Below are 20,143 nucleotides of genomic sequence, written 5' to 3' on the forward strand. Positions count from 1 at the left end.
ACGCAGTTGCGCGGGGGTCGCAGGAGGCACCGTGCTCACCGCGTTCGCCCGGGCGTTCAAGACGCCCGACCTGCGCAAGAAGCTGCTCTTCACGCTCGGCATCATCGTGGTCTACCGGGTCGGTACGCACATCCCGATCCCAGGCGTCGACTACCGGAACGTCCAGACCTGTATCGACCAGGCCGAGGCCAACCAGGGTCTCTTCGGCCTGGTCAACATGTTCAGCGGCGGCGCGCTGTTGCAGATCACGATCTTCGCGCTGGGCATCATGCCGTACATCACGGCGAGCATCATTCTGCAGCTGCTGACCGTGGTGATCCCGCGCCTGGAAGCCCTGAAGAAGGAGGGCCAGGCCGGTACGGCGAAGATCACGCAGTACACCCGTTACCTGACGATCGCCCTGGCGATTCTCCAGGGCACCGGCCTCGTAGCCACCGCCCGCAGCGGCGCTCTGTTCCAGAACTGCCCGGTGGCCAGCCAGATCGTCCCCGACCAGTCGATCTTCGTCACCATCACCATGGTCATCACCATGACCGCCGGTACGGCGGCCGTGATGTGGCTCGGTGAGCTCATCACCGACCGCGGCATCGGCAACGGCATGTCGATCCTGATGTTCATCTCGATCGCCGCCACCTTCCCGTCCGCCCTGTGGGCCATCAAGCAGGAGGGCTCCCTGGCCGGCGGCTGGATCGAGTTCGGCACGGTCATCCTGGTCGGCTTCGCCATGGTCGGCCTGGTGGTCTTCGTCGAGCAGGCCCAGCGCCGGATCCCGGTGCAGTACGCCAAGCGCATGATCGGCCGTCGTTCCTACGGCGGTACGTCCACCTACATCCCGCTCAAGGTGAACCAGGCGGGTGTGATCCCCGTCATCTTCGCCTCGTCGCTGCTCTACATCCCGGCGCTGATCGCTCAGTTCGCCGGAGGCACCTCGGGCTGGAAGACCTGGATCGAGCAACACTTCGTCAAGGGCGACCACCCGTACTACATCATCACGTACTTCCTGCTGATCGTTTTCTTCGCGTTCTTCTATGTGGCGATCTCCTTCAACCCCGAAGAAGTCGCCGACAACATGAAGAAGTATGGTGGCTTCATCCCGGGCATCCGGGCTGGCCGACCGACCGCTGAGTACCTGAGCTACGTACTCAACCGGATCACCTGGCCGGGTTCGCTGTACTTGGGGCTGATCGCTCTCGTGCCGACGATGGCGTTGGCTGGTTTCGGGGCAAACCAGAACTTCCCGTTCGGCGGGACCAGCATCCTGATCATCGTGGGTGTCGGTCTCGAGACCGTGAAGCAGATCGAGAGCCAGCTCCAGCAGCGCAATTACGAAGGGTTCCTCCGCTGATGCGTATCGTCCTCGTCGGGCCGCCGGGTGCCGGCAAGGGAACGCAGGCCGCGTTCCTGGCCAAGAACCTGTCGATCCCGCACATCTCCACGGGCGACCTGTTCCGGGCCAACATCAGCCGGCAGACGGAACTCGGCAAACTGGCGAAGTCCTACATGGACGCGGGCAATCTCGTGCCCGACGAGGTCACCATCGCGATGGCGAAGGACCGCATGGAGCAGCCGGACGCCGAGAACGGTTTTCTGCTGGACGGCTTCCCCCGCAATGTCTCGCAGGCCGAGGCCCTCGACGAGCTGCTCGAGACCGAGAGCATGCAGCTCGACGCGGTGCTGGACCTCGAGGTCCCCGAGGACGAGGTGGTCAAGCGCATCGCCGGCCGCCGCATCTGCCGCAACGACTCCTCGCACGTCTTCCACGTGACGTACAAGCAGCCGGCCAAGGACGGCGTCTGCGACGTCTGCGGCGGCGAGCTGTACCAGCGGGACGACGACTCCGAGGAGACGGTCCGCACGCGGCTGGAGGTGTACCACACCCAGACCGAGCCGATCATCGACTACTACAAGGCCCAGGGCCTGGTGGTCACGATCTCCGCGCTCGGCAAGGTGGAGGACGTCACGGCGCGCGCCATGGAGGCGCTGAAGCGTGGCGAGGACGACAAGTAGTCGTCCGTGCACAGCTACGGCCGCGGTTCCCCTCGGGGGCCGCGGCTGCTGTGTGGGCGGGGTCGGTGCGCGGCCCCGTATCGTTGAAGGCGTTCGTCTCCCCCGAAGGTCCAGAAAGGCCGTAGATCCCATGGTGCAGATCAAGAGCCCCGAGCAGATCGCCAAGATGCGTGAGGCGGGGCTGGTCGTCGCGGCCATGCACGCGGCGACCCGTGAGGCCGCGGTGCCCGGGGCGACGACGAGGGATCTGGACCAGGTCGCCCGCAAGGTGCTCGCCGAACACAACGCCAAGCCGAACTTCCTCGGCTACGGCGGCTTCCCCGCGACGATCTGTACGTCGGTGAACGAGGTCGTGGTCCACGGCATCCCGTCCGACGAGGTGGTCCTCAAGGACGGGGACATCATCTCCATCGACGCCGGCGCGATCATCGACGGCTGGCACGGCGACGCCGCGTTCACGGCCTTCGTGGGCTCCGGTCACGCTCCGGAGCTCATCGAGCTCTCCCGGGTGACCGAGGAGTCGATGTGGGCCGGCATCGCCGCGATGAAGCAGGGCAACCGCCTGGTCGACGTCTCCCGGGCCATCGAGACGTACATCCGCCGCCAGCCCAAGCCCGGCGGCGGCAAGTACGGGATCATCGAGGACTACGGCGGCCACGGCATCGGCACCGAGATGCACATGGACCCGCACCTGCTGAACTACGTCGACCGGCGGCGCGGCAAGGGGCCGAAGCTGGTGCCCGGGTTCTGCCTCGCGATCGAGCCGATGGTGTCCCTGGGGACGCCGAAGACGGAGGTGCTCCAGGACGACTGGACCGTCATCACGACGGACGGTACGTGGTCGTCGCACTGGGAGCACTCCGTTGCCCTGACGGAGGAGGGGCCGCTCGTGCTGACGGCTCCCGACGGGGGGAAGGCGAAGCTCGCCGAGCTGGGGATCGTGGCTGCGCCGGATCCGCTGGGCTGAGTGCCTTCCCGACTGGACGGCTCGGATCGTCGGCGACTGCGGGCCGTGAGGGTTCTTCGCGCAGTTCCCCGCGCCCCTGAAGGGGCGCTTAAAGATCTGCCCGCTGGGGCAGACTCTCTCGATTCGTGTTTCCGAGGGGCCTGACGTAGACTGACTCGTCGGCTCTTGTGTACCCGCATGTCTGCATGCGCTCGCACAGAGTCGATCAAGGTAGTCGATTCGAAGGGCGAAGCGTGGCCAAGAAGCAAGGTGCCATCGAGATCGAGGGCACTGTCGTCGAGTCTCTTCCGAACGCCATGTTCAAGGTCGAGCTCCAGAACGGCCACCAGGTCCTGGCACACATCAGCGGCAAGATGCGCATGCACTACATCCGCATCCTCCCTGACGACCGGGTCGTGGTGGAGCTGTCTCCGTACGACCTGACCCGTGGCCGGATCGTCTACCGCTACAAGTAGATCTTGCCTGTGCCCCGGCGCCGTGTGCGATGGGGCTGCCGGCACTGACCCGGAGAACCTCAACCCATGAAGGTCAAGCCGAGCGTCAAGAAGATCTGCGACAAGTGCAGGGTGATCCGCCGTCACGGCCGGGTCATGGTCATCTGCGACAACCCGCGCCACAAGCAGCGCCAGGGCTGACGCACGACCGATCCCTCTGCATCCATCGCAGAGATTCGCGCGACGCAAGCAGAACATGTTCATACGCAGGACCCAGGCGGACCCCGTTCCGTCTGACACCCCCGGTTCGGAGGCTGGGGACCCAGTTCGTACCTGGTACGGCGGCTGGGATCCGGTTCTGCGGAAGACCTCCGACAAGTAACTGGAGCCATTGAATGGCACGCGTTTCCGGTGTTGACATCCCGCGCGAAAAGCGCGTGGAGATCGCCCTCACCTACGTGTTCGGCATCGGCCGGACCCTCTCCCAGCAGACGCTGGCCGCCACCGGCGTGGACCCGAACACCCGTGTTCGGGACCTCTCCGAGGAGCAGCTGGTCGCGATCCGCGAGTACGTCGACAACAACATCAAGACCGAGGGTGACCTCCGTCGCGAGATCCAGGCCGACATCCGCCGCAAGGTCGAGATCGGTACCTACCAGGGTCTGCGTCACCGTCGTGGTCTGCCCGTCCGCGGTCAGCGCACCAGCACCAACGCTCGTACCCGCAAGGGTCCGCGTCGCGCCATCGCCGGCAAGAAGAAGCCGGGCAAGAAGTAGTCCACAGCGGACGCCTGTCCACGGTCTTCGCTGTAGGACCGACCACCTCCCGTAGGAGTTATAGATGCCCCCCAAGGGTCGTCAGGGCGCTGCCAAGAAGGTGCGCCGCAAGGAAAAGAAGAACGTCGCTCACGGCCACGCGCACATCAAGAGCACGTTCAACAACACGATCGTCTCGATCACGGATCCCTCGGGCAACGTGATCTCCTGGGCCTCCGCCGGCCACGTCGGCTTCAAGGGCTCGCGCAAGTCGACCCCCTTCGCCGCGCAGATGGCCGCCGAGTCGGCCGCCCGCCGCGCGCAGGAGCACGGCATGCGCAAGGTGGACGTGTTCGTCAAGGGTCCCGGCTCCGGCCGTGAGACCGCGATCCGCTCCCTCCAGGCCACGGGCCTCGAGGTCGGTTCGATCCAGGACGTCACGCCGACCCCGCACAACGGCTGCCGTCCGCCGAAGCGCCGCCGCGTCTGACCCTTCGGGGCGGGTGCACGGCCGCTTGTCGGTCTGAGGGTTTTCGGGCGATATGGCTCTTCGGGGCCATATCGCCCGTACCCTTGTAACTGCAACACAGATCGGGCTGCCGCCCGATGGCAAGGGCATCAAATAGTGGGTGCCCCTGACTGAAGGACTCACCACATGCTGATCGCTCAGCGTCCCTCGTTGACCGAAGAGGTCGTCGACGAATTCCGCTCCCGGTTCGTGATCGAGCCGCTGGAGCCGGGCTTCGGTTACACCCTCGGCAACTCCCTGCGCCGGACCCTCCTGTCCTCGATCCCGGGTGCGGCGGTCACGTCCATCCGCATCGACGGCGTGCTGCACGAGTTCACCACCGTGCCGGGCGTCAAGGAGGACGTCACCGACCTGATCCTCAACATCAAGCAGCTGGTCGTCTCCTCGGAGCACGACGAGCCGGTCGTGATGTACCTGCGCAAGCAGGGCCCGGGTCTGGTCACCGCCGCCGACATCGCGCCCCCGGCCGGTGTCGAGGTGCACAACCCCGACCTCGTCCTCGCCACGCTCAACGGCAAGGGCAAGCTGGAGATGGAGCTCACGGTCGAGCGTGGCCGCGGTTACGTCTCCGCCGTGCAGAACAAGCAGGTCGGTCAGGAGATCGGGCGCATCCCGGTCGACTCGATCTACTCGCCGGTTCTCAAGGTCACCTACAAGGTCGAGGCCACGCGTGTCGAGCAGCGGACCGACTTCGACAAGCTGATCGTCGACGTCGAGACCAAGCAGGCCATGCGCCCGCGCGACGCCATGGCGTCCGCCGGCAAGACCCTGGTCGAGCTGTTCGGTCTCGCCCGCGAGCTGAACATCGACGCCGAGGGCATCGACATGGGCCCGTCCCCCACGGACGCCGCCCTGGCCGCCGATCTGGCGCTGCCGATCGAGGAGCTGGAGCTCACGGTCCGCTCCTACAACTGCCTCAAGCGTGAGGGCATCCACTCCGTGGGTGAGCTCGTGGCGCGCTCCGAGGCCGACCTGCTCGACATCCGCAACTTCGGTGCGAAGTCGATCGACGAGGTCAAGGCGAAGCTGGCGGGTATGGGCCTCGCGCTCAAGGACTCGCCTCCCGGGTTCGACCCGACCGCTGCGGCGGATGCCTTTGGCGCGGACGACGACGCGGACGCCGGGTTCGTGGAGACGGAGCAGTACTAAGAGCTCGGGCCTTACGGTCCGTACTCGGGTGCGGGTGCGCTGTGCTTGATCGCGCAGTTCCCCGCGCCCCTTCCGGACGACAACCCCTTCGGGGATTGCCGTCCGGATCTCTGACAGACGACCGTCTGCTCAGATACTGACCCCGGTACCTGATACGGCCGGGGCAGACACCTAGGAGAAGTACCATGCCGAAGCCCACCAAGGGTGCCCGTATGGGCGGCAGCGCCGCGCACGAGAAGCTGCTCCTCGCGAACCTCGCGAAGGCGCTCTTCGAGCACGGCCGCATCACCACCACCGAGGCGAAGGCGCGCAAGCTGCGTCCGTACGCCGAGCGTCTGGTCACCAAGGCGAAGAAGGGCGACCTTCACAACCGCCGTCAGGTGCTCCAGGTCATCACGGACAAGAGCATCGTGCACACGCTCTTCACCGAGATCGGCCCGCGCTACGAGAACCGTCCGGGTGGCTACACCCGCATCACCAAGATCGGTAACCGCCGTGGCGACAACGCGCCCATGGCTGTCATCGAGCTGGTCGAGGCGCTGACGGTGGCGCAGGAGGCGACGGGCGAGGCCGAGGCCGCGACCAAGCGCGCCGCGAAGGACAACGAGGCTGCCGAGGCCCAGGTCGACACGACCAAGGCCGAGGACGCCGAGGAGTCCAAGGACGCGTAAGCGTTCTGCCGGGGGCTGTGCGTTTGCGGCTGCGGGTTCGTGGTGGCTTGTCGCGCAGTTCCCCGCGCCCCTGCAAGGGCGTTGCGGGCCCGTTCCTTCATGGGAACGGGCCCGCTTTTGTGTTCTGAGAGGATCTGTACGTGAGTGACGAAGTAGAGGCCGGGCACGTCCGGGTCCGGCTCGATCTGTCGTACGACGGGAGCGAGTTCTCCGGGTGGGCCAAGCAGGCCGGGGGGCGGCGGACCGTGCAGGGGGAGATCGAGGACGCCCTGCGGACCGTGACGCGCTCGCGGGAGACGTACGAGCTGACCGTCGCGGGGCGTACCGATGCCGGTGTGCACGCGCGGGGGCAGGTCGCGCACGTGGATCTGCCGCGTGAGGTGTGGGCCGAGCACCACCAGAAGCTGCTCAAGCGGCTCGCCGGCCGGTTGCCCCGGGACGTACGCGTCTGGGCCCTCAGGGAGGCTCCCAGCGGCTTCAACGCCCGCTTCTCGGCGGTCTGGAGGCGCTACGCGTACCGGGTGACCGACAACCCCGGGGGCGTGGACCCGCTGTTGCGCAGTCATGTGCTGTGGCACGACTGGCCCCTCGACGTCGACGTCATGAACGAGGCTGCCCGGGGGCTGCTGGGCGAGCACGACTTCGCCGCCTACTGCAAGAAGCGGGAGGGGGCGACCACCATCCGCACGCTCCAGGAGCTCAGCCTGGTGCGGGGCGACGACGGGATCATCACCGCCACCGTGCGGGCCGACGCCTTCTGCCACAACATGGTGCGCTCGCTCATCGGGGCGCTGCTGTTCGTCGGGGACGGGCACCGGCCCGCCGACTGGCCCGGGAAGGTGCTGGCGGCCGGCGTGCGGGACTCGGCCGTGCATGTCGTACGGCCGCACGGGCTGACGCTGGAGGAGGTCGGCTACCCGGCCGACGAACTGCTCGCCGCGCGCAGCAAGGAGGCGCGGAACAAGCGGTCGTTGCCGTCGGCCGGTTGCTGCTGACGTCCGGTCACTCGTCGGCCGCGGCCGAGGCCTGGGCCTCACCACGGCGGCGGATCTGGTTGAACGTGAACTGGCCCAGGTCGTCCCCGGTCTTGTAGACCGCGGTGTCCTTGGGCGTCACGTCCTTGCCGTTGGTGAAGCCGGCGTTGGTGAAGTAGGCGTAGCGGCCGTAGGAGTTGCTGGTCGTGCGGCAGAAGCCCGACTCGCAGAACGGCTTCACACCGCCGCCGGAGAGCGACTTGATGAAGCTCTTCTTGGTGCTCTGGCCCTTGGCCTTGGCGGCCTGGGCCTCGGTGTCGAAGACGGCCACGCCGACCGTCACCGCCATCTGGTCCTTGATGTAGGTCACGCGTATCAGGCGGGTGCAGTCGTTCCCGGTGAGGATCTTGGGGAGGGTGCCGCCGGCCGCCGAGGCGCAGTTCCTCGTGTCCGCCGTGGGGCCCTTCTTGTAGACCGTCTCACCCATGGTGAGCTGGGTGCCCGGGAAGAGGGTGTCCGGGCTGAGCGGGGCCTTGTCCTTCTTCGCGCTGGCGATGAAGTCCTTCGGGTCCAGCGGGGGAGGGGCGCTGGTCGGGGCGAACGAGGGGGCCGAGGCGGTCTGGCTCGGGATGTCGGCCGACGGCAGGGAGGCCGGGTTGCCCTTGTTGTCGCCGCCCGCCGAGACGACGGCCACAGCGACGGCGGTGCCGATCGCGACCGTGGCCAGCGCGCCACCGCCGATCAGCAGCACCCGGCGGCGCTTGTTGCGGGCCTCGGAGGCTTCGGCGAGCGCCGCCCAGTCCGGCGACTGGCCGCCCCCGCTGCTCCAGGGCTGCTGCGACTGCGGTTTCCAGGGATCCCACTGGGACTGAGGTCCCCCCTGCTGCCCATAGCTCATGGGCCGCATCTTAGACGGGACAAGGGGTGTGCTGGTCCGCCCGGAACGGCCCTGAAGCCCCTAGCGTTCCTCCCATGCGCACGGGCAAAGGCGACATCTCCGGGTGGTTGGGGCGACTGCTGCCGGCTGTGCTGTTGCTGGGGTGCCTGCTGTCGTGGCCGGTCCTCACGGCCGGGGTGTGGCCGTCCGTCGTGGTGGCGGCGCTGGGGGCGTGGCGTCGGCCGCGCGGAGGTGGGCCCTGGCTGCGCCGGTGCGCTGCGGTCGCCGTCGAGGTGGGACTGTCGACGGTGTTCCCGTTCGTGCGGCCGATGCGGCGCCGCACGCTGCGCAGGGTCGTCACGCTCTGTGCCGTCCTGTACGCCTCGGTGACCGGGCGGCTGCGGTGATACCGCGTTTTGACCCTTGTGGTGTACCCCGGTATTCTGCTTGTTCGTTGTGTATTGGCTTGCTCATTCTCACGGGACGGGCCCTTACACCGGTCCACCGGGCCGATGACCAGCGACCCCACGTACGCGGTATGCGTCGCCGCAGTGCGGTCCAGGCTGTCGTGATCGTTTCGGTGACCAGTTATGGACCATTCACTCGAAGCGAAGGCTACGAACCGTGCGTACGTACAGCCCCAAGCCCGGCGATGTGACGCGCCAGTGGCACGTCATCGACGCCCAGGACGTTGTCCTGGGTCGTCTCGCCACCACTGCCGCGACGCTCCTCCGGGGCAAGCACAAGCCGATCTACGCCCCCCACGTCGACGCTGGTGACTTCGTCATCATCATCAACGCGGACAAGGTGCACCTGTCCGGCAACAAGCGGACCCAGAAGATGGCGTACCGCCACTCCGGCTACCCGGGTGGTCTGCGCTCCGTCCGTTACGACGAGCTCCTCGACAAGAACCCCGAGAAGGCCATCGAGAAGGCCGTCAAGGGCATGCTCCCCAAGAACACGCTGGGCCGTCAGATGCTCTCGAAGCTGAAGGTCTACAAGGGTGACCAGCACCCGCACGGCGCGCAGCAGCCGCAGCCGTACGAGATCACCCAGGTCGCGCAGTAAGTCCGGCCACCCCCAAGACTGAACAGAATTCTGAGGAGAATCGTGGCCGAGACCACTGCCGAGCAGCCGCTCGAAGAGCTTGACATCGACAGCTACACCACCGAGTCCGAGGTCCCCGTCGAGGGTGAGTACACCTCGGAGTCCATGGCCTCCCGCTTCGGTGAGCCCCAGCCGGCCGCCGGCCTGGGCCGTCGTAAGAACGCCATCGCCCGCGTCCGGATCGTCCCGGGCACCGGCAAGTGGAAGATCAACGGTCGCACCCTCGAGGACTACTTCCCGAACAAGGTGCACCAGCAGGAAGTCAACGAGCCCTTCAAGGTGCTCGAGCTCGACGACCGCTACGACGTCGTCGCCCGCATCTCCGGTGGCGGTGTCTCCGGTCAGGCCGGTGCGCTCCGTCTCGGTGTCGCCCGTGCGCTGAACGAGGCGGACGTCGACAACAACCGCGGCCCGCTGAAGAAGGCCGGCTTCCTCAAGCGCGACGACCGTGCGGTCGAGCGCAAGAAGGCCGGTCTGAAGAAGGCCCGCAAGGCTCCGCAGTACAGCAAGCGCTAAACGCGACGCCCGTCCTGGCGACTGGCTTCGCAACGATCGCCCCGGCGGCACGGTTGTGCTGCCGGGGCGGTTTCGTTTACACAACCCCTACCGCCCCCGGACAGTCTCAGGGGGTGTACTCGGGGATGTGAGCCGCATTCTCTTCAGCAATTCGGAGGACACCACTGTGGGACGACTCTTCGGCACGGACGGCGTGCGCGGTGTCGCCAACGCGGATCTGACGGCGGAGATGGCCCTGGGCCTCTCCGTGGCCGCGGCGCACGTACTGGCCGAGGCGGGCACGTTCGAGGGACATCGGCCGAAAGCCGTGGTCGGGCGTGACCCCCGTGCGTCCGGGGAGTTTCTGGAAGCCGCCGTGGTGGCGGGCCTCGCCAGCGCCGGCGTGGACGTCCTGCGGGTCGGCGTGCTGCCGACGCCCGCCGTGGCGTACCTGACCGGGGAACTCGGCGCCGACCTCGGTGTGATGCTCTCCGCGAGCCACAACGCCATGCCCGACAACGGCATCAAGTTCTTCGCCCGCGGTGGGCACAAGCTCGCCGACGAGCTGGAGGACCGGATCGAGTCCGTCTACGAGGAGCACCGCACCGGCGCGCCGTGGGACCGGCCGACCGGGTCCGGGGTGGGCCGCGTACGCGACTACGAAGAGGGCTCCGACCGGTACGTCGCGCATCTGCTGGGCGTCCTGCCCAACCGGCTCGACGGGCTCAAGGTCGTCCTCGACGAGGCGCACGGCGCCGCCGCCCGGGTATCGCCGGAGGCGTTCCAGCAGGCCGGTGCCGAGGTCGTCACGATCGGGGCCGAGCCGGACGGGCTCAACATCAACGACGGGTGCGGTTCGACGCACCTGGACAAGATCAAGGCCGCCGTCGTCGAGCACGGCGCCGATCTCGGCATCGCGCACGACGGTGACGCCGACCGGTGCCTCGCCGTCGACCACACCGGCGCGGAGGTGGACGGGGACCAGATCCTCGCCGTGCTCGCGCTGGCGATGCGGGAGCGGTCCGTGCTGCGGTCCGACACGGTCGTGGCCACGGTGATGTCCAACCTCGGGTTCAAGCTCGCCATGGAGCGCGAGGGCATCCGGCTGGTGCAGACCGCCGTGGGTGACCGGTACGTGCTGGAGGAGATGAAGGAGCACGGGTTCGCCCTCGGGGGCGAGCAGTCCGGGCACGTCATCATCCTCGACCACGCGACGACCGGGGACGGGACGCTGACCGGGCTGCTGCTGGCGGCGCGGGTGGCGCAGACCGGGCGTACGCTCGCGGATCTCGCCGGGGTCATGGAGCGGCTGCCGCAGGTGTTGATCAATGTGCCGGACGTCGACAGGTCCCGGGTGGGGACGTCCTCGGAGCTGGCGTCGGCGGTCGTGGACGCGGAGCGGGAGCTCGGGGAGACCGGGCGGGTGCTGCTGCGTCCCTCTGGGACGGAGCCGTTGGTCCGGGTGATGGTCGAGGCGGCTGATATCGAGCAGGCTCGGTCTGTTGCGGGGCGGTTGGCTGATGCGGTGAAGTCGGCGCTCGGGTAGTTGAGCGGGCCGGGGGTGGGGGGTTCTGCCGTAGGCGGGCTACGGGTTCGTCGTGGCTTGTCGCGCAGTTCCCCGCGCCCCTCAGGCGTCGACCTTCTGGCGTTGTTTCGTCCAGAACCACTTCTGGATCAGCAGAGTTGCCGTGCCCGCCACGATGATGCCCAGCAAGTTCAGCAGGAGCTGCTCCGTGGATCCCCAGGTCTGCTTCGTGTCGCCGTAGCTCAGGGCCACGGCCGCGTTCGCCGCTGCCGGGATCGTGGTCACGGAGATGGCCACGCCCACCAGGGCGCCCGACTTGGCCGAGGTCAGGGAGAGAGTGCCGGCGATGCCGGCCAGGACCGCCACGACGAAGGACAGCCGGTCGGGGGCGTAGATGAAGCCGGTGTTGGGGCGGTCGGCTTCCAGCTGGGCCTCGGTGAAGAGGCCGACGGCGTCCATGAAGAGACTGAAGGCGACCGTCACCGCCATCGCCGCCGCGAAGCCCACCAGCAGGGCGATGAGCGAGCGCGCGGCGAGGCGCGGCTGGCGGCGGACCACCGCGGTGCTGATTCCCGCGAGTGGGCCGAACTCCGGGCCCACCGCCATGGCTCCGACGATCAGAATCGAGTTGTCCAGGACCACGCCGCAGGCCGCGATCATGGTGGCGAGCGTGATGAAGGCCAGGTACGTGACCGAGAGGGTGGATTCCTCGTGCGTCGCGTCGGACAGGTGCTCCCACAGGACCGCGTCGGAAGCCTCGCCGGGCGCGTCCGCCTCGGCCTTGTCCGCCCGCTTCGACAGGGACAGGTCGATGGACTCGACGGCGATGGAACCGGCGGTGTCGATGCCCAGCTCCCGTAGCCCGGCGAGCAGTTCGTCGCCCGCCTCCCGCGCCACGTCGCACATCACCACGTCCCCGGCGGGGTCCCGGGCGGCGCCCGGGAGCACGACGAGGTGGGTGCTGCCGACCGTCTTCTCGATCAGCCGGACCACCTCGCCGGTCCGGTCGGACGGTGTGATCAGGCGCAGATGGAGCATGGCGCTCATCTAACCCGCCTTTCGGCTCGGAGTCACAGCTTGCGCAGGCTGAGCCGCTGCACCTTGTGGTCCGGGCCCTTGCGCAGGACGAGGGTGGCGCGGCCGCGGGTCGGGGCGATGTTCTCGACCAGGTTGGGCCGGTTGATCGTGCGCCACATCGTCCGGGCGTAGTCGAGGGCCTCCTCCTCCGAGACCTGGGTGTACTTGCGGAAGTACGAGGAGGGGTTCTGGAAGGCGGTCGCGCGCAGCTTGCGGAAGCGGTTGAGGTACCAGGTCTCGACGTCCTCGACGCGGGCGTCGACGTAGACGCTGAAGTCGAAGTAGTCGGCGAGACCCACCCGGGTGCGGCCGTCCTTGCCGGGCAGGGCCGGCTGGAGGACGTTCAGGCCCTCGACGATCAGGATGTCCGGGCGGCGGACCGTCAGCCTCTTGTCGGGGACGATGTCGTAGATCAGGTGGGAGTAGACGGGCGCGGTGACCTCGTCCTTGCCGGCCTTGATGTCGGCGACGAAGCGGGTCAGGGCGCGGCGGTCGTAGGACTCCGGGAAGCCCTTGCGGGACATCAGGCCGCGGGCCTGGAGCTCCTTGGTGGGGAGCAGGAAGCCGTCGGTGGTGACCAGCTCGACGCGCGGGTGCTCGGGCCAGCGCGAGAGCAGGGCCTGGAGGAGGCGGGCGACCGTCGACTTGCCCACCGCGACCGAACCGGCCACCCCTATGACGAACGGGGTGCCCGACTGGGAGCCCTGCTCGCCCAGGAACGTGTTCAGCGCCCCTCTGAGGCCGTCGGTCGCGCCGATGTAGAGGTTGAGCAGGCGGGACAGCGGGAGGTAGATGTCCCGCACCTCGTCGAGGTCGATCACGTCGCCGAGACCGCGCAGCTTCTCGACCTCCTCGGCCGTGAGCGGCAGCGGCGTCTTGTCGCGCAGCGCGCTCCACTCGGCTCGGGTGAGGTCGACGTAGGGAGTCGCCTCCGGGCGGGGCCGGTGGGCGCTCCGGGGCATCGAGGAGACCGGAGAGATCACAGTCCATTGTTACGGGCGTACGAACAGATGGTGAGGTGGGATCCGTCACGCGAGGTGTTTGCCTGACTTCCTCCTGATCAAAGGTGGTGCAGGAGGAATGTCAGTGCTGTGCGTCACAGTTGTGGGAGAGGTGGGCTCGGTCCGGGGTCCACGAACGCCTGGGGGTACCCATGACGTACGCGATTGAGGCGGAAGGCCTGGTCAAGCGGTTCAAGGAGACCGAGGCGCTGGCCGGCGTCGACCTGGCGGCCCGCAAGGGCACGGTGCTCGGGCTGCTGGGGCCCAACGGCGCCGGAAAGACGACCGCGGTACGGATCTTCGCGACACTGCTGCGCCCGGACGGGGGCCGAGCCCGGGTGGCCGGCCACGACGTGGTCCGGGAGGCCGGGGTCGTCCGCTCCCTCGTCGGGCTGACCGGGCAGTACGCGGCGGTCGACGAGAACCTGACCGGCACCGAGAATCTGCTGCTCATCGGCCGGCTGCTGGGTCTGCCGAGGCGGGAGGCGAAGGCGCGGGCCGGTGAGCTGCTGGAGCGGTTCCAGCTGACCCACGCGGCCGGGCGGGCCGCGAAGACCTTCTCGGGCGGCATGCGCAGACGCCTGGACCTCGCCGCCAGTCTCGTCGGCCGGCCCAGCATCCTCTTCCTCGACGAGCCGACCACGGGTCTCGATCCACACAGTCGTGGTGAGCTGTGGGACCTGCTGCGCGGCCTGGTCGCGGACGGTGCGACCGCCCTGCTGACCACGCAGTATCTGAACGAGGCCGATGTCCTCGCCGACGACATCGTGGTGATCGACAAGGGCCGGGTGATCGCCGAGGGCACGCCGGACCGGTTGAAGGCGCAGGTCGGCGGCCAGGTGCTGGAGCTCAGGCCGCTCGCCGGGCAGGACCTCGCGCGGGCGCACGCACTGGTGGCCGGGGCCGCCGGGCCGCAGGCCCGGATCGAGGGCGAGACGGTCACCGCCCCGGTGAAGGACCCCGAGCTGATGCCGGCCGTGGTGCGCGCGCTGGACCGGGAGGGCATCGCGGTCGGGGAGCTGGCCCTGCGCCGCTCCTCGCTCGACGAGGTGTTCCTCTCCCTGACCGGCCACCGCGCCGAGCCGGGCGAGGCCGAGGAGAACGGCGGTGCGGCCGTCCGGGAGGACGAGGAGCTGGAGAAGGCGGTGAGCCGGTCATGACCGCCACCGCCACGACCCTCACCGCACCGGTCACCGCCTCGGGCCGGGTGCCTCCCCTCGCCGCGCTGCGGCAGACCTTCACGATGGCCTGGCGGAGCCTGGTCGCCGTCAAGCACAACCCGCTCGAACTGGTCGACTACAGCATCACGCCGATCATGTTCGTGTTCCTGTTCACCTTCGTGCTGGGTGGGCAGATGGCCGGCTCGCCCGAGGCGTACTTGAAGTACGCGCTGCCCGGGATCATCGTGCAGAACACCCTGTTCATGACGATGTACACGGCGATGGCGCTCAACACCGACCTCACCAAGGGGGTCTTCGACCGGCTGCGCAGTCTGCCCATCGCCCGCTCCGCTCCGCTCATCGGCCGGATCACGGCGGATCTCGCGAAGCACGTGTGGGCGCTGCTGCTGATGATCGGCCTCGGCCTTGCGCTCGGCTTCCGCATCACCGGCGGATTCGGCGGCTTCCTGCTCGGCACCCTGCTGGTGGTGGTGTTCGCCGCGGCCGTCTCCTGGGGCGCGGTGCTGATCGGGATGCTGGCCGGCGACGCCGAGAAGGTCCAGGCGTTCGCGTTCACGATCATCTTCCCGATCACCTTCACCAGCAGCGCGTTCGTCGTCGTCGACACGATGCCCGGCTGGCTCCAGGCGTGGAGCGACGTCAATCCGGTGACACACCTGTCGGACGCGTTCCGGGGGCTGCTGCTGGGCGGGCCGGTGGCGGAACCGGTGCTCTGGTCGCTGGTGTGGGCCGCGGGGATCGCGCTGGTGTTCTACCCGTTGGCCATGAGGGCCTATCGGGCGAAGGTCTGATCCGGACCTTCGTACCCCCGTGGGAATTTCCGAATTCGGGCACGCGACGGCCTGTTCGGCACGGGAATCGACCCTAAGCTGCCGCCCATGTGTGGAATCGTGGGATACGTGGGGCCGCAGTCCGCGCTCGAGGTCGTGATGGCCGGGCTGAAGCGGCTGGAGTACCGGGGGTACGACTCGGCGGGCGTCGCCGTCCTGGCCGACGGCGGGCTGGCGACGGCGAAGAAGGCCGGGAAGCTGCTCAACCTGGAGAAGGAGCTGGACGGCAGGCCGCTGCCGGCCGGCGCGACGGGCATCGGGCACACCCGGTGGGCCACGCACGGCGGGCCGACGGACACCAACGCCCACCCGCACATCGACAACGCGGGCCGGGTCGCGGTGGTGCACAACGGCATCATCGAGAACTTCGCCCCGCTGCGCGCCGAACTCGCGGAGCGCGGCCACGACCTGGCCTCCGAGACGGACACCGAGGTCGTCGCCCATCTGCTCGCCGAGGAGTTCTCCTCCTGCGCGGATCTCGCCGAGGCGATGCGGCTGGTGTGCCGGCGGCTGGAGGGCGCGTTCACCCTGGTTGCGGTGCACGCCGACGAGCCGGATGTGGTGGTGGGCGCGCGGCGGAACTCACCGCTGGTGGTCGGAGTCGGTCAGGGCGAGGCCTTCCTCGCCTCGGACGTCGCCGCGTTCATCGCCCACACACGCTCGGCGATCGAGCTCGGCCAGGACCAGGTGGTGGAGCTGCGCCGGGACGGCGTGACGGTGACGGGCTTCGACGGCCGCCCGGCCGACGTGCGGTCCTACCACGTCGACTGGGACGCCTCGGCCGCCGAGAAGGGCGGCTACGACTACTTCATGCTCAAGGAGATCGCCGAGCAGCCCAAGGCGGTCGCCGACACGCTCCTGGGCCGGATCGACGGGTCCGGTTCGCTGAAGCTGGACGAGGTGCGGATCCCCCCGGGGGTGCTGCGGGAGATCGACAAGGTCGTCATCGTCGCCTGCGGTACGGCCTTCCACGCCGGGATGATCGCCAAGTACGCGATCGAGCACTTCACGCGGCTGCCCTGCGAGGTGGAGCTGGCGAGCGAGTTCCGCTACCGGGACCCGATCCTGGACGCGCAGACGCTGGTCATCGCCATCTCCCAGTCCGGCGAGACCATGGACACGCTGATGGCGCTGCGGCACGCCCGCGAGCAGGGCTCCAAGGTGCTGGCGATCTGCAACACCAACGGTTCGACGATTCCCCGTGAGTCGGACGCGGTGCTGTACACGCACGCCGGACCGGAGGTGGCCGTCGCCTCGACCAAGGCGTTCCTGACGCAGCTCGTGGCGTGCTACCTGGTCGCCCTGTACCTGGGCCAGGTGCGCGGCACGAAGTGGGGCGACGAGATCCGGGCGGTGATCCGCGACCTGTCGTCGATCGCCGGTGCGGTGGATCAGGTGCTGGGCACGATGGAGCCGGTGCGGGAGCTGGCGCGCACGCTGGCCTCGAAGAAGACGGTGCTGTTCCTCGGCCGGCACGTGGGGTATCCGGTGGCGCTCGAAGGCGCGCTGAAGCTCAAGGAACTCGCCTACATGCACGCGGAGGGGTTCGCGGCCGGGGAGCTGAAGCACGGGCCGATCGCCCTGATCGAGGAGGACCTGCCGGTGGTCGTGGTGGTGCCGTCGCCGCGCGGGCGGTCGGTGCTGCACGACAAGATCGTGTCCAACATCCAGGAGATCCGGGCGCGGGGTGCGCGGACGATCGTGATCGCCGAGGAGGGTGACGAGGCCGTCGTGCCGTACGCGGATCACCTGGTCCGGATCCCCGCCACGCCGACTCTGCTGCAGCCGCTCGTCGCGACGGTGCCGCTGCAGGTGTTCGCGTGCGAGCTGGCGACGGCCCGGGGGAACGAGGTGGATCAGCCCCGGAACCTGGCCAAGTCGGTGACGGTGGAGTGAGCGAGCAGCGGGAGTGAACGCCGAGGGGCGAAGGGCCGGATGCCCTTCGCCCCTCGGATCAGCCGGTCGGGCCGTCAGGTGCTCGGACGGCAGTCAGGTCGCGGGGACCTCGGACGGGCCGTCAGGTCGCGGGGACCTCGGACGGGCCGTCAGGTCGCGGGGACCTCAGATGGGCAGGCAGGTCGCGGGGACCCAGCCCTCCACGCTGGTGCTGTTGGGGCCGCCGAAGTACCACTTGTTGCTCGTCTTGCCGCAGGCCGTGTAGCTGCCGCCGGTGACGGGCTTGCTGCCGCCGAAGCAGATGCCGCCCTTCTGGCCCTTGCCCCAGGTGCCGAGCGCGGTCGAGCTCGTCTTGGGCTGGCTGCGGAGGTTGACGGTCGCCTTGGGCTTCACGTTGGTCAGCGCGCTGCTGCAGTCGGGCTTGGTCGCCGCGGCGGCGGTGCCGGCGGTGGCGACGGTGCCGGTGAGGGCCGTGGCGAGGAGAGCTATGGCACTGGCCGCGGTCCCCAGCGACGTGAACTTCATGGATGGTGTCCTCCCGTTTGGTGCGATGCCGTTTGCACATCGCGGTCAACGCGAACTCTATAGCGGGGAGGGAGAGTTGAGGATCACGGGGGTCGGCGGGGCAGTGCCCGGGAGCCGTTCGCGCCGGATCGGGCCCGTCACCGTAGGGTGCTGCCCATGAGCATCATCGGGGTCGGCATCGACGTTGCCGAGATCGAGCGGTTCGCGGCTTCACTGGAGCGCACGCCCGCGTTGGCCGCGCGGCTGTTCGTGGAGCGGGAGCTGCTGCTGCCCAGCGGGGAGCGGCGGGGCGTCGCCTCCCTCGCCGCGCGGTTCGCGGCCAAGGAGGCGTTGGCCAAGGCGCTGGGCGCTCCGCCCGGGCTGCTGTGGACGGACGCCGAGGTCTGTGTCGAGGACAGCGGGCAGCCCCGGCTGCGGGTGAGCGGAACGGTGGCCGCGCGGGCCGCCGAACTCGGCGTGCGGAGCTGGCACGTGTCCCTGAGTCATGACGCGGGGGTGGCCTCCGCCGTGGTGATCGCGGAGGGGTGAGGCGGTGAGGCGGTGAGGCGCTAGGCCAGGGACCAGATCAGCGTGATCGTGCCGATGAGGCCGATCGCGCCCAGGGTCGTACCGGCCGCCGCGGGCCACAGCCGGCCCGTGCCCTTGCGGGCGTAGTGCAGGCCCATCGCCCCGAACGTCACCGCTAGGGCGCCGGCCAGCACCGTCCACGGGATCAGGAACGCCCAGGTCCCCACCGCCGAGAAGGCGCCGAGGATCAGGGCCGTGGGGCCGAGGGCGGTGGCCGGGCTGTCTGTGTCGCCGGGCGCTGTCGAGCTGGTCATGTCTCGTCGATCCCCCTTTTTGAACGAGTTCAAAATACGGCTCGATCGTACGCCCGGGGCGCCGTCCGTGGGGCGGGACCCCCGAAAAACCCCCGCCGGGTGTGGTGGCGGGGGTCTCGGAGCACGGTGGCGCCGTCAGCAGATCGACTGGCTGCTGTTCACCCGCGTGACGTTGCGGAATGTCGTGTTCTCGCCGCACGGGCTCTCCCTGATGGCCGAGTTGGTGACCGTCAGGTTCTGGATGGTGATGTCCTTGTTGTTGGGGAACTCCGAGCGGGCCGCCAGGCGCAGTTCGCCCCCGCCCGTGATCGTGCCGCTGCGCGCCGCGAGGCTGACGTTGTAGCAGTTCTCGATCAGGACCGAGTTGTTGCCGGTGTCGGAGAGCGTCACCTTCTCGATGACCGCCCCGCCGCTCTCCGAGACGCAGAACACGCCGCGTCCACCGCCGCGCGCGACGACCTCGCCGACACGGATGTTGGTCGGGTAGCCGCTGCCGACCCGGCCGTTGCGGTTGGCCATCCGGAAGGCGGCGTAACCGGTGCCCGTGCCGGCGTTCTCGGCGTCCACCTTGGTGACGTCGGCGTTGATGGTCTGGTTGAGCAGCAGGCCGGACTCGCCCACGTTGCGGGCGGTGACCGTGCCGATGGTGATGCCGTCGACGCCGTAGGTCTCGACCGCGTGGCTGGACGCGCCGGAGACGTAGACGTCGTCGATGCGGACGTTGCGCGTCCACTGGCTGGTGTCGCCACGGTTGTCGATGCGGACGCCGAGACCGCGGGTCAGGCGCATGTCGATCCGGCCGAGCACCACGTTCTGGACGTTGCGCAGAAAGATGCCGTACAGCGGGGTGCCGGTGAGCTTGAGGTTCTGGACCTCCACGTCACGGGTGCCGCGCGAGTAGACCGGCGCCTGGTCGCCCGAGCCGCTGCCGGTGACGTCGATCGTGCCGCAGACGTCGAGGACGGTGTAACTCGGCAGCGAGATGCGGGAGCCCGCCGAGACCGAACCCGAGCCGCGGACCACGACCCGTTCCTTCGAAGTGCGCCCGGAGGTGAGGCTGTTGACGGCGGCCTGGACGGCCGCGCGCATGTCGGTGCCGGTGTAGGCCGTGCTGCCGCCGCGCCGGGCGGTCCAGGTGCCGCCGCTCTGCACGGCCTCGGCCTGGTACGAGCCGTCTCCGCAGGCCAGTGCGCGGGTGGGGGCGGCCGCGGCGGGGGCGGTCGGGGTGCCGGCGGCGGTGAGGAGGGCGGCGGCGCCGGCGGCGGCCAGTAATGCGGCTCTACGTCCCATGGGGGCCTCGGTTTCGTCGAACGAGGGGGAGT

At 68.9% G+C, this 20,143-nt stretch carries 24 protein-coding genes; 18 read left to right on the forward strand and 6 right to left on the reverse strand.

All coding sequences use genetic code 11. The features are described 5' to 3' along the window. Window positions 1-31: 31 nt before the first annotated feature. The 10 genes from secY (at window position 32) to truA (ending at window position 7,507) form a co-directional block, all read left to right on the forward strand. Window positions 32-1,345, forward strand: coding sequence for a preprotein translocase subunit SecY (secY, locus tag K4G64_RS18185; RefSeq protein ID WP_221757072.1), 1,314 nt, complete (start codon window positions 32-34; stop codon window positions 1,343-1,345). Then, complete coding sequence (locus K4G64_RS18190) at window positions 1,345-2,007, forward strand: adenylate kinase (protein ID WP_221757073.1); 663 nt, start codon at window positions 1,345-1,347, stop codon at window positions 2,005-2,007. The genes secY and K4G64_RS18190 overlap by 1 nt, the downstream gene beginning before the upstream one ends. Before the next feature lie 130 nt (window positions 2,008-2,137). Continuing rightward, window positions 2,138-2,974, forward strand: coding sequence for a type I methionyl aminopeptidase (map, locus tag K4G64_RS18195; RefSeq protein WP_221757074.1), 837 nt, complete (start codon window positions 2,138-2,140; stop codon window positions 2,972-2,974). A 233-nt stretch (window positions 2,975-3,207) separates the two neighbouring features. Further along, window positions 3,208-3,429, forward strand: a complete 222-nt coding sequence (infA, locus tag K4G64_RS18200) for a translation initiation factor IF-1 (protein ID WP_003948620.1) — start codon at window positions 3,208-3,210, stop codon at window positions 3,427-3,429. A 66-nt stretch (window positions 3,430-3,495) separates the two neighbouring features. Beyond that, entirely contained in the window at window positions 3,496-3,609 is a 114-nt protein-coding gene (gene rpmJ, locus K4G64_RS18205) for a 50S ribosomal protein L36 (RefSeq protein WP_003974245.1), read from the forward strand. Between the two features lie 194 nt (window positions 3,610-3,803). Beyond that, entirely contained in the window at window positions 3,804-4,184 is a 381-nt protein-coding gene (gene rpsM, locus K4G64_RS18210) for a 30S ribosomal protein S13 (RefSeq protein ID WP_004984507.1), read from the forward strand. A gap of 64 nt (window positions 4,185-4,248) precedes the next feature. Beyond that, window positions 4,249-4,653, forward strand: coding sequence for a 30S ribosomal protein S11 (rpsK, locus tag K4G64_RS18215; protein ID WP_003956432.1), 405 nt, complete (start codon window positions 4,249-4,251; stop codon window positions 4,651-4,653). Window positions 4,654-4,818: 165 nt separating this feature from the next. Continuing rightward, window positions 4,819-5,841 carry a DNA-directed RNA polymerase subunit alpha gene (locus tag K4G64_RS18220; RefSeq protein WP_003966937.1) on the forward strand — a complete coding sequence of 341 codons (1,023 nt, stop codon included), beginning with the start codon at window positions 4,819-4,821 and terminating at the stop codon, window positions 5,839-5,841. A 185-nt stretch (window positions 5,842-6,026) separates the two neighbouring features. Next, a complete protein-coding gene (gene rplQ, locus K4G64_RS18225) occupies window positions 6,027-6,512 on the forward strand; it encodes a 50S ribosomal protein L17 (RefSeq protein ID WP_031105230.1) in 486 nt (161 codons plus the stop codon). Between the two features lie 140 nt (window positions 6,513-6,652). After that, entirely contained in the window at window positions 6,653-7,507 is an 855-nt protein-coding gene (gene truA, locus K4G64_RS18230; RefSeq protein ID WP_221757075.1) for a tRNA pseudouridine(38-40) synthase TruA, read from the forward strand. A gap of 7 nt (window positions 7,508-7,514) precedes the next feature. Here truA and K4G64_RS18235 read toward each other — a convergent pair whose 3' ends face one another. Next, entirely contained in the window at window positions 7,515-8,384 is an 870-nt protein-coding gene (locus K4G64_RS18235) for a hypothetical protein (protein WP_221757076.1), read from the reverse strand. Window positions 8,385-8,458: 74 nt separating this feature from the next. On the opposite strand from K4G64_RS18235, the gene K4G64_RS18240 reads away from it, so the two are divergent. From K4G64_RS18240 to glmM, 4 genes are all read left to right on the forward strand, one after another. Next, complete coding sequence (locus K4G64_RS18240) at window positions 8,459-8,770, forward strand: hypothetical protein (RefSeq protein WP_221757077.1); 312 nt, start codon at window positions 8,459-8,461, stop codon at window positions 8,768-8,770. A 217-nt stretch (window positions 8,771-8,987) separates the two neighbouring features. After that, window positions 8,988-9,431: a 50S ribosomal protein L13 gene (rplM, locus tag K4G64_RS18245; RefSeq protein WP_010036634.1), complete on the forward strand. Its 444-nt coding sequence runs from the start codon at window positions 8,988-8,990 to the stop codon at window positions 9,429-9,431. Window positions 9,432-9,473: 42 nt separating this feature from the next. Next, window positions 9,474-9,986 carry a 30S ribosomal protein S9 gene (rpsI, locus tag K4G64_RS18250; RefSeq protein ID WP_030854572.1) on the forward strand — a complete coding sequence of 171 codons (513 nt, stop codon included), beginning with the start codon at window positions 9,474-9,476 and terminating at the stop codon, window positions 9,984-9,986. Window positions 9,987-10,152: 166 nt separating this feature from the next. Next, window positions 10,153-11,511, forward strand: coding sequence for a phosphoglucosamine mutase (glmM, locus tag K4G64_RS18255; RefSeq protein WP_221757078.1), 1,359 nt, complete (start codon window positions 10,153-10,155; stop codon window positions 11,509-11,511). A gap of 81 nt (window positions 11,512-11,592) precedes the next feature. Here the strand turns inward: glmM and K4G64_RS18260 are convergent, their stop codons facing one another. Further along, window positions 11,593-12,528, reverse strand: a complete 936-nt coding sequence (locus K4G64_RS18260) for a DUF389 domain-containing protein (RefSeq protein ID WP_221757084.1) — start codon at window positions 12,526-12,528, stop codon at window positions 11,593-11,595. A 32-nt stretch (window positions 12,529-12,560) separates the two neighbouring features. Then, window positions 12,561-13,529, reverse strand: coding sequence for a type I pantothenate kinase (gene coaA, locus K4G64_RS18265; RefSeq protein ID WP_221757085.1), 969 nt, complete (start codon window positions 13,527-13,529; stop codon window positions 12,561-12,563). Window positions 13,530-13,720: 191 nt separating this feature from the next. Between coaA and K4G64_RS18270 the strand changes: the two genes are divergently transcribed. The 3 genes from K4G64_RS18270 to glmS all read left to right on the forward strand — a co-directional run bounded on the left by K4G64_RS18270 (window position 13,721) and on the right by glmS (window position 17,475). Then, window positions 13,721-14,728, forward strand: coding sequence for an ATP-binding cassette domain-containing protein (locus K4G64_RS18270; RefSeq protein WP_221757079.1), 1,008 nt, complete (start codon window positions 13,721-13,723; stop codon window positions 14,726-14,728). After that, window positions 14,725-15,540 carry an ABC transporter permease gene (locus tag K4G64_RS18275; RefSeq protein WP_221757080.1) on the forward strand — a complete coding sequence of 272 codons (816 nt, stop codon included), beginning with the start codon at window positions 14,725-14,727 and terminating at the stop codon, window positions 15,538-15,540. The genes K4G64_RS18270 and K4G64_RS18275 overlap by 4 nt, the downstream gene beginning before the upstream one ends. A gap of 87 nt (window positions 15,541-15,627) precedes the next feature. After that, window positions 15,628-17,475, forward strand: coding sequence for a glutamine--fructose-6-phosphate transaminase (isomerizing) (gene glmS, locus K4G64_RS18280; RefSeq protein ID WP_221757081.1), 1,848 nt, complete (start codon window positions 15,628-15,630; stop codon window positions 17,473-17,475). 165 nt (window positions 17,476-17,640) lie between these two features. On the opposite strand, the gene K4G64_RS18285 is transcribed toward glmS, so the two are convergent. Further along, the gene (locus K4G64_RS18285) at window positions 17,641-18,000 is read right to left on the reverse strand and encodes a hypothetical protein (protein ID WP_190902099.1); all 360 of its coding nucleotides are present in this window, start codon (window positions 17,998-18,000) and stop codon (window positions 17,641-17,643) included. 156 nt (window positions 18,001-18,156) lie between these two features. Here K4G64_RS18285 and K4G64_RS18290 point away from each other — a divergent pair, with 156 nt between their 5' ends. Further along, window positions 18,157-18,528, forward strand: a complete 372-nt coding sequence (locus K4G64_RS18290) for a holo-ACP synthase (RefSeq protein ID WP_097219305.1) — start codon at window positions 18,157-18,159, stop codon at window positions 18,526-18,528. Between the two features lie 20 nt (window positions 18,529-18,548). On the opposite strand, the gene K4G64_RS18295 is transcribed toward K4G64_RS18290, so the two are convergent. Next, window positions 18,549-18,821 carry a hypothetical protein gene (locus K4G64_RS18295; RefSeq protein WP_221757082.1) on the reverse strand — a complete coding sequence of 91 codons (273 nt, stop codon included), beginning with the start codon at window positions 18,819-18,821 and terminating at the stop codon, window positions 18,549-18,551. Window positions 18,822-18,956: 135 nt separating this feature from the next. Continuing rightward, window positions 18,957-20,111, reverse strand: a complete 1,155-nt coding sequence (locus K4G64_RS18300; protein ID WP_221757086.1) for a hypothetical protein — start codon at window positions 20,109-20,111, stop codon at window positions 18,957-18,959. Window positions 20,112-20,143: the final 32 nt, after the last annotated feature.

It is taken from the genome of Streptomyces sp. WAC04114, from assembly GCF_019733245.1.
In the GTDB taxonomy this organism is placed as follows: domain Bacteria; phylum Actinomycetota; class Actinomycetes; order Streptomycetales; family Streptomycetaceae; genus Streptomyces; species Streptomyces massasporeus_A.